Origin of the sequence: Streptomyces hainanensis (assembly GCF_004348415.1) — a bacterium.
Taxonomy (GTDB): Bacteria; Actinomycetota; Actinomycetes; order Streptomycetales; family Streptomycetaceae; genus Streptomyces; species Streptomyces hainanensis.
Genome location: NZ_SMKI01000375.1, coordinates 1 through 7,920, shown reverse-complemented (window position 1 = coordinate 7,920; position 7,920 = coordinate 1). Strand labels below are relative to the sequence as shown.

The window sequence follows — 7,920 nt, the reverse complement described above, 5'->3', positions numbered from 1 at the left end:
GGCTTGGGGATCTCGGGGGATGGGGGGCGCTGGCTCATGGTTTTCGATACCTTTCGGTCGACTCGGCTTGCTGGGGTCGGTCTACCCGTTCCGTCGCCGGTCTCCCGCCGGCCGGGCCCGGGCACCGTCCGCTAGGCCGTGTCCTCGCCGAACTCCGCCAGTGCCTGGTCGACGATCTCGGCGAGTTGGGCGTGGTGTGCGCCGCGCCAGTAGACGCGGCCGCAGGCCTCGCATTCGGCGAAGACGTCGTAGGTGCGGCGGGTGCCGCCCTCCAGGCGGGTGGCGACGGTGGCCTTGTCGGCCGCGCGCAGTGTGCCGTTGCAGGCGGTGCAGCGGGTCCAGGGGGCGAGTCGTGGGGCGAACCGGCCGAGGATGTCGCGGAGTTGTTCGTCCGGCCGGTCGCTGCGGACGAACGCGCCGGCCCACAGCTCGCGGCGGTGGAGCAGACCGCGGTCGCGGGAGAGGAGCACGCGGCGTTCGGCCGCCGAGCGGGCGGCCAGGGCCGCGTCGCCGATGTCGGTGGACTCGTAGGCCGCGTCGACGCCGAGCAGCCGCAGCCGGCGGGCCAACGTGCCGAGGTGGACGTCGAGCAGGAAACGCAGCGGCGCGCCCGGCACCCGCTGGGGGCGCTCGACCGGGACCACCTCGACCGTCTCGCCGTCCGCCGGCACGTGCGACCTCGGCACCTCGCGGCCGTCGACCAGCAGCGGGCCGGCCTCGGTCAGCGGCACGCCGAGGGACTCCACGACGTGGCCGAGCGAGGAGACGCCGTCGACGGCGACCCGGGTCTCCTCGGACCGCCGGGCCGCCGCGACGAAGAACCGAAGCTCGGGGTCGAGGCGGAGCAGGATCTCGGGACGCGTGGGAAGGGAGCTCACGCGTCAAGCCTGCCCTAGCACTCCGTGCAGGAGGTACCCGCCCGGACGGTCTGGCCGCGTGGGGGGGCGATCAGCCATGACGCACCCGCGGGTGGGTTAGCGGAATTCCAGCGGAGCGCTCAGGGCAGATCCCGCTCGAAGCACAGGGTGGCGTGCGGGTCCTCGAACCCCGGGTAGTCGGCGACGGCCCGGTAGCCCGCGCCGCGGTAGAGGGCGATGGCCTCGGTCAGCGTGGGGTGGGTGCTCAGCCGGAGGACGCGGTGGCCGAGGTCGGCGGCCAGCCGTTCGAGGTCGGCCAGCAGTCGGCGCCCGAGGCCGAGGCCGCGGGCGTGCGGCGCGATCCACAGGTGCCGCAGCTCGCCGGCGCCGTCGCCCAGGCTCCGGACCGCGCCGCAGCCGACCGGGCCGTTGTCGTCGCGCGCGAGGACGAACGCGCCGGCCGGCGGCGAGAGTTGCTCGGCGGTGACCAGGATCGACGAGTCGAAGCCGCCGGGGAAACGCTCGTCGAGCTCCGCCGCGTACGAGTCGAGGCACCAGCGCGCCTCGGCGGTGGCCGGGTCGACGGGGGACTCGACGGTGATCGCGGCGAGCCGAAGGAGTCGTTCCGCCGTGCCCAGCGAGTCGAGCAGCCGGGACCGCTGGTCGCCGGTGAGGCCGTTGAGGATCCCGGCGGCGAACGCGTCGGCGCGCCGGTTCTGCTCGGCCAGCTCGCGCCGGCCCCTGGCCGTCAGCTCGATCAGCCGGCGGCGCCGGTCGGCCGGGTCGGGGCGGGTCCTGACCAGGCTCTGGCTCTCCAGCGCCGTCAGCATGCGGCTGAGCTGGCCGGCGTCCAGGCCGAGCCGCTCGCGCAGCTCGCGCTGGGTGGTGGCGGTCGCGATCTCGAAGAGCAGGCGGGCCTGCCCGAGCGGGCGGTTCCGTTCGAGGTAACGGTCGGAGAGCACGCCGACGCGGCGTGTGAAGTAGCGGTTGAACCGGCGGACGGCCGCCACGTCGTGCTGCGCGGGCTGCCCCGGGGTGGGCTGCTCCAGGGGGGACGGACGCACCGAAGGCTGCATGGCCTCAGTCTGGTCAATCGTTGACCCGAGTCAAGTAATTTTACCGAGCCATGACCCGTCGGTTCGCGGGCTCGCCCGGCGGCTCCTAACCTGGAGGGTGGGAGGTGTTGTAGCCATGGCTGACAAGTCCCGCGCGAAGCCCGAACCCCAGCCCGAACCCCAGCCCGAGGACGATCTGCCCACGCCCGATCACCTGCTGCACACGGGTGCGGAGCGCCCCATCGATCCCGAGGATCTGGTGCGCCTCAGCGGCCGCGAGCCCACGCCCGAGCTGGTGGAGGAGGCGCGGCAGCGCTTGGAGGAGGAGGGCCCGGCCGCCATCGAGCGGTATCTGCCCTGAGCATGGGCTGCCCTGACCACGAGCTGCCGAGCACGAACCGGGGCGGGGCGCGGAATGATCCGCGCCCCGCCCTGGTTGCCGCCAGGAGGACCGAACGACGGTGAGCGGCAGCGAGCAGGGAGGCGGGCAGCGGTGTCCGAACGAGACGAGACGGACGTGGCACGGGCGGCGGACGGAATCAGGGGCGTACGCCGGGGGCTCGCGCCGGTGGCGCTGTCGGTGCTCGACCTGGCCACCGTCGGCGCCGGCCGTACCGCCGCCGAGGCGCTGCGCACCACCGCCGAGCTGGCCCGGCTCACCGAACGGCGTGGCTACCACCGGTTCTGGGTGGCCGAGCACCACTCGATGCCCGGCGTCGCCAGCTCCACCCCGGCCGTCATCCTGGCCAACCTCGCCGCCCACACCGAGCGCATCAGGCTCGGCTCCGGCGGCGTGATGCTGCCGAACCACGCCCCGCTCACCGTCGCCGAGCAGTTCGGCACCCTGGAGGCGCTGGCCCCGGGGCGGATCGATCTCGGCCTCGGCCGGGCGCCCGGCACCGACGGCGCCACGGCAGCCGCGCTGCGCCGGGGCCGGACGGACGGGCCCGACGAGTTCCCGCAGCAGGTCGCCGAGCTCACCCGCTTCCTGGACGACGACTTCCCCGACGGCCACCCCTACTCCCGGATCCACGCCGTGCCGGGGCCGGTGCAGGGCAGCGTCGACGGCGGGACGCGGAGCCCGGGCCGGCCGCCGGTCTGGCTGCTCGGCTCGTCCGGTTTCAGCGCCGAGCTCGCCGGCCGGCTCGGCCTGCCGTTCGCCTTCGCCAACCACTTCTCGGCCGCCAACACCATTCCGGCGCTGGAGCTCTACCGCCAGACCTTCCGGCCGTCCGCCGTGCTGGACGCGCCCTACACGCTGATCGGCGTCAACGCGCTGGCCGGCGACGACGAGCGCGAGGTCGAACGCCAGGTGATGACGGGCGCGTTGAGCATGCTGCGGCTGCGCACCGGCCGCCCGGGGCTGATCCCGACGCCCGAGGAGGCCGAGTCCTACCCGTACGCGCCGGTGGAGCGCGAGGTGGTCGACGGCTGGCTGTCCAACGTCGTCCACGGCACGCCGGACACGGTGCGCAAGGGCCTCGACGAGCTGGCCCGCCGCACCGGCGCCGACGAGTTGATGATCACCGGGCACGTCCACACCCCGGAGGCCCGGCTCCGCAGCTACGAACTGATCGCGGACGCCTACGAGTTGAGCTGACGGGGCGGCGGGAGGGCGCCGGCCGGCGCTACCGGGCGGGGCCCGCCGCGCCGGCGGCCTCGCGGACCGCGCGGCTCAGCTCGGCGGCCTGCCGGGTGTAGCCGGTGAGGCGCAGCCGGCGGCCGTCCCGCAGCCGGATGCGGCAGTTGACGTTCCGGCCGGTGTAGCGGGCGAACAACAGCCCCTCCCGGCCGGTGTCCTTCACCCGGTCGATCTCGGTCCACGGCACCGCCGTCGTCGCGGAGCCGCGCCGGTGCACCAGACCACCCTCGTGGAGCGCGAACACCTCGCCCTCGCGCGCCCGCCGCACGCCCTGGGCGCCGTGCCAGGCGAGCAGCAGCCCGGCGAGGCCGACGCCCAGCGGGAGGCCCACCACGAAGTTGCTCCGTGAGCCGCTCTCCCCGCTGAAGCCGAGGAGCAGCAGGGGCACGCCGACCGCCAGCCCGAGCAGCCCGACGACCAGCGAGGTGACGGTGAACGCGCCGCTCGGCGGCCCCGCCACCGGATGCTCCGCCACGAGACGGCCCAGACCGTCCGACTCCCGTGACTCCTCCGACATCTCGCAACCCCCGGCCTCGTCGTCGTTGCGAACGAGTCTGCCCCAAGCGGGCCGGATTCAGGGCGGGCTCGCGGCAACTCCCGCCAACTCTCCCCGGTACCCGGCCGAGCGAGCGGCCACCGCGACACCACGGCACCGCGACACCACGGCACCGCGGCACCCTGTCACCGCGCACCGCCTGGCCGCAGCACCGCGCCACCGCGCCACCGCCTCACCGGAGGGTGAGCCGGTAGTGGAACGGCGTGCGGCCGGTGATCAGGACGCGGGGGCCGGTGGGGGTGAGGCTGCCGGAGAGCCAGGTGTAGCGCTCGCCGGGGTCGACCACCGGCGGTTGGCCGGGGCCCGAGCCGTTGCCGGGGCCGAAGGTGATCCGGTCGTCGCCGACCGTGTAGCTCGCCTCGCCGGACACCAACTGGTGGGTGCCGGCCTGCCCCTGGACGGCCGTCAGCCCCGGCCCGGTGAACTCGCCGCCCGGCCGGAACGCCAGCTCGATCGCCAGCGGTACCTCCGACTCGTCCACCCGGAACGACACCTCGACGCCGTCGCCCGTCTCCCTGACCACCACCTCGGTGCGCAGCGTCAGATACGTCTTGGGCCGGTGGGGGAAGTCCAGCGCCGACCAGAAGCGCGGGTCGTCGGTGAGCGCGTAGTCGCCGTCGCGGCGCCGGTGTTGGGGCGGCAGCGGCAGGTGGTAGGCGGCCCGCACCCGGGAGCGCAGCCGCCAGCCGCCGCCTGAGGCGCGCTCCAGGCCCTCGCCGCGGAAGTGGCCGAGCGAGAAGAACTGCGGGGCGAGCCGCACCGAGTCCAGGATCGCCGCGCCCTTGCGGAAGGCGAGGAAGGTGGGGTTGGTGGAGAGCCCCGAGGCGAACGTCGGGATCTCGGCGAAGTCCGTCCCGCCGAAGATCGTGACGGTGCGGCCGTCGCGGCGCAGCCGCACCAGTGCCGTGTCGGTGTCGTGGTGCTCGTAGCGGGTGGGCGGCCGTTGTGATCCCGGCAACCGACCGGCCAGCTCGCGGTGGTTGAGGTAGCGCGCCAGCGCGTCGCCCGTCGGGTCCTCGCCGCCCGGGAGTTGGGCGATCCGCGACTCGATGTCCCGTGCGACGGCGGCGAGTTCGGGGTCGCCGTCGTGCACCGCGAGCTCCCGGTAGAGCAGCCAGTAGTCGACGATCGACCGTCGCGCGTTCTGGTCCTGGCGGCGCGAGTGGACGGTCACCACCTCGCCGTTGGGCTCCAGCAGGTAGCGGGTGACGCGCAGGTTGCGGCGGACGTTCTCGTACAGTTCCGGCCGGTCGGCGAGCCGTGCCACGGTCAGCAGCGAATAGCCGGTGACGACGGACGCGTAGGTGGCGCTGCGCTCGCTGTACTGGCCGCCCGGGTACTGGTCGATGCCCTCGGCCAGCCACTGGTCGATGCGGCGCGGGTAACGGCGGTCCGGGAAGAGGGCGTTGACCTGGGCCAGCACCCCGCACAGCTTCCACCGGTGGTTGGGGGTGTGCACCCCGCCCTCGGCCATGGCCGGCCCGGCGGCCCGCACGATCCGGCCCACGGTCGCCCGTACGCCCTCGGTGCGCCGGTCGTCGTCCTCGCCCAACACGGTGAGCACGACGCACAGGTCGCCGACGCTGAACGCGGTGTCGGGCGGCGAGTGCAGGTTGCCCTGGTCGAACAGGCCGTCGTCGTGCTGGTAGTCGGCCAGCGCCTCGGCCATCTCGGCCATCGGGGTGAGCAGCGTCTCGTCGTGGTGGTGGGCGGAGCGCTGCCAGGACCAGGCGGCGGCGAGCCGGCGGATGGCGCGGGCGGTGCGGCGCGCGTTGACGCTGACCAGGTCGCCGGGGTGGGCGGCCAGCACCTCGGGCACCAGGCGGTCGGCGTCGGCCGTGATCAGGTCGAGGAACGCGCGGTCCTCGTCGACCCGGCCGTCCGTACCGCCGGCGGCGGCGGTGGGCGTGCCGGCGAACGCCGGCCCCACCCCCGCCGCGGTCCCGACGGCCGTTCCTACGGCGGTTCCCACGACGAAACGTCTGCGATCGATGGGCATGGCCGGTCCACCACCCTTGCTGGAGTCCCATGAGAGCGCGCTGGAAAGCGCTTGCGGCACTCTAGGTTTCGTCCGGATGACAGGACAAGGGTCGTGCACGGGGAGAAAGGCCGCGCGTCAGCCGACGGCGGCGGTCGCGGTGACGCCGTGGGTGGCCAGCTCGGCGAGCAGCCCGGCCTGGCGGTCGGCCACCTCGACCGGGTCGGGGAAGTCGGCGCCGGCCATGCCGAGTCGGTCGACCAGCTTCTCCACCCTCGCGTTCTCGGCCGTGGACCGGCCCGGCAGCAGCGGGAGTTCGTACTCGTGCTGCCAGGTGCGCTGGATCGCGCGGTCGTTCTTCCACCGCACGTCCCGCAGCGTCTCCCGCTGGAGCCGGCGGGCGGTCGCGCTGTCCATCCCGACGTGCGACCACTCGTCCGCGTCGCCTTCCGCGTCGAACACCGCCAGCTGGAACCGTTCCGCGTCCTGCCAGACCGGCATGGTCTCGTCGTTGAGCATGAAGACGTAGAGCGCGAAGTGCCCGGCGTACTCGTTCACCAGGAAGTCCCGGGTGTCCGCGAAGAGTTCGGGGGTCTCGCCCGGGTAGCCGACGATGAACGAGATCCAGTGGTGGATGGAGCTCTCCGAAAGCAGCTCGAACGCGGTGCGGTTGGCCTGCGCCTTCACCTGCTTGCGCATGTGGCCGAGCGTGGTGTCGTTCATCGACTCGAAGCCGATGGCCAGCGCCCGGCAGTGCGCCTCCTCCAACGCTCCCACGACCGACCGGTCCTTGAGCGAGTTGGCGCGGGTGTACGCCTCCCACGCCAGGCCGGCGTCGGCCAGCAGCGGCAGCAGCGCGCGCAGCCGGGTCGGCGGCACGGTGAAGGTGGAGTCGAGCGCCTTGACGTACTGGGCGCCGTGCTCGTCGCGGTAGCGGGCGAAGTCGGCGGCGATCTTCTCGGCCGACTTGTAGCGCCACTTGGGCGAGGCGGCGGGGAACGAGCAGTACTTGCAGCTGAACGGGCAGCCGCGCATCGACTCGTAGGGGATCACCGGGTACCGGCCGCCGGGCGCGGGCGACGGCAGCGCCTCCAGGTCGGCGTACCGCACCTCGGTCAGCCGGATCCGGCCGGTGTCGCCGTCCCGCCAGACGAGGTTGGGGATGTCGCCGGTCGGCTCGCCCCGGCGCAGCGCGTCGAGCAGCCGTGGGAGAGCCACCTCGGCGTCGCCGCGCACCACGTGGCGGACGAACGGGTGGGCGGCGAGGATCTGTTGGAACTTGAGGTTGCTGTACTGGCCGCCGAGGACGAGCGTCGCGCTCGGGTACCGGTCCTCGATCCAGCGGATCGCCCTGGCCATGGTGGCGTGGTCCCAGATGAAGGTGGTGGAGAGCAGCACCACGTCGAAGGGGCCCGCGGGTTCCGGGTGGCCGCCGTTCCAGATGCCCTCGGTGGGGTACAGCTCGTGGTCGACGCCGGCCGCCTCCAGGATGGCGCTGACGGTGAAGGTGGTGAGGTGCGGGGCGGCGGCCGACGCGTCGTCGCGCTCGGTGTGTTGGAGCCGGACGGAGGAGACGGCGCGGATCCGGTGGGCCGCCGCGCGGGGCCGCAGCACCGGGACGTGGCGCCCGTCCACGGGCACCCGCAGGGCCGACAGGTCGAGCGCGTCTCCTGGCGTTCCTTCGCGGTGGGCGTCCGGGGCGCGGAGGGCCTCGAAGGCGGAGCCGGCGGTGAGGCTGGTGTTGGGGAACTCGGGCCCCAGTCCTGAGATGAGGAGAACGTTCACGGGAAAGTCCCCTTGCGCGCGGTGGGGTTGGCGGGAGAGAGATGGGG

At 73.8% G+C, this 7,920-nt stretch carries 7 protein-coding genes; 2 read left to right on the top strand and 5 right to left on the bottom strand.

Going from position 1 to position 7,920, the window contains the following annotated elements; all coding sequences use genetic code 11:
• Positions 1-131: 131 nt before the first annotated feature.
• Together E1283_RS27380 and E1283_RS27375 are read right to left on the bottom strand one after the other, a co-directional pair.
• Entirely contained in the window at positions 132-878 is a 747-nt protein-coding gene (locus E1283_RS27380; RefSeq protein ID WP_132820841.1) for a Mut7-C RNAse domain-containing protein, read from the bottom strand.
• A 119-nt stretch (positions 879-997) separates the two neighbouring features.
• The gene (locus E1283_RS27375; RefSeq protein WP_132820840.1) at positions 998-1,933 is read right to left on the bottom strand and encodes a MarR family winged helix-turn-helix transcriptional regulator; all 936 of its coding nucleotides are present in this window, start codon (positions 1,931-1,933) and stop codon (positions 998-1,000) included.
• A gap of 115 nt (positions 1,934-2,048) precedes the next feature.
• Between E1283_RS27375 and E1283_RS27370 the strand changes: the two genes are divergently transcribed.
• Together E1283_RS27370 and E1283_RS27365 are read left to right on the top strand one after the other, a co-directional pair.
• Positions 2,049-2,273: a hypothetical protein gene (locus E1283_RS27370; RefSeq protein WP_132820839.1), complete on the top strand. Its 225-nt coding sequence runs from the start codon at positions 2,049-2,051 to the stop codon at positions 2,271-2,273.
• Positions 2,274-2,405: 132 nt separating this feature from the next.
• Complete coding sequence (locus E1283_RS27365) at positions 2,406-3,512, top strand: LLM class flavin-dependent oxidoreductase (RefSeq protein WP_243745140.1); 1,107 nt, start codon at positions 2,406-2,408, stop codon at positions 3,510-3,512.
• A 28-nt stretch (positions 3,513-3,540) separates the two neighbouring features.
• Here E1283_RS27365 and E1283_RS27360 read toward each other — a convergent pair whose 3' ends face one another.
• From E1283_RS27360 to E1283_RS27350, 3 genes are all read right to left on the bottom strand, one after another.
• A complete protein-coding gene (locus E1283_RS27360) occupies positions 3,541-4,071 on the bottom strand; it encodes a hypothetical protein (RefSeq protein ID WP_132820837.1) in 531 nt (176 codons plus the stop codon).
• A gap of 211 nt (positions 4,072-4,282) precedes the next feature.
• Positions 4,283-6,109 carry a hypothetical protein gene (locus tag E1283_RS27355; protein WP_132820836.1) on the bottom strand — a complete coding sequence of 609 codons (1,827 nt, stop codon included), beginning with the start codon at positions 6,107-6,109 and terminating at the stop codon, positions 4,283-4,285.
• Between the two features lie 117 nt (positions 6,110-6,226).
• Entirely contained in the window at positions 6,227-7,873 is a 1,647-nt protein-coding gene (locus tag E1283_RS27350; RefSeq protein WP_132820835.1) for a B12-binding domain-containing radical SAM protein, read from the bottom strand.
• Positions 7,874-7,920: the final 47 nt, after the last annotated feature.

What these genes read in the sequence shown, in the direction of transcription:
- E1283_RS27370 (WP_132820839.1), top strand. Translation starts at nt 2,049, where the DNA reads ATGGCTGACAAGTCCCGCGCGAAGCCCGAACCCCAGCCCGAACCCCAG.
- E1283_RS27355 (WP_132820836.1), bottom strand. Translation starts at nt 6,109, where the DNA reads ATGCCCATCGATCGCAGACGTTTCGTCGTGGGAACCGCCGTAGGAACG.
- E1283_RS27360 (WP_132820837.1), bottom strand. Translation starts at nt 4,071, where the DNA reads ATGTCGGAGGAGTCACGGGAGTCGGACGGTCTGGGCCGTCTCGTGGCG.
- E1283_RS27375 (WP_132820840.1), bottom strand. Translation starts at nt 1,933, where the DNA reads ATGCAGCCTTCGGTGCGTCCGTCCCCCCTGGAGCAGCCCACCCCGGGG.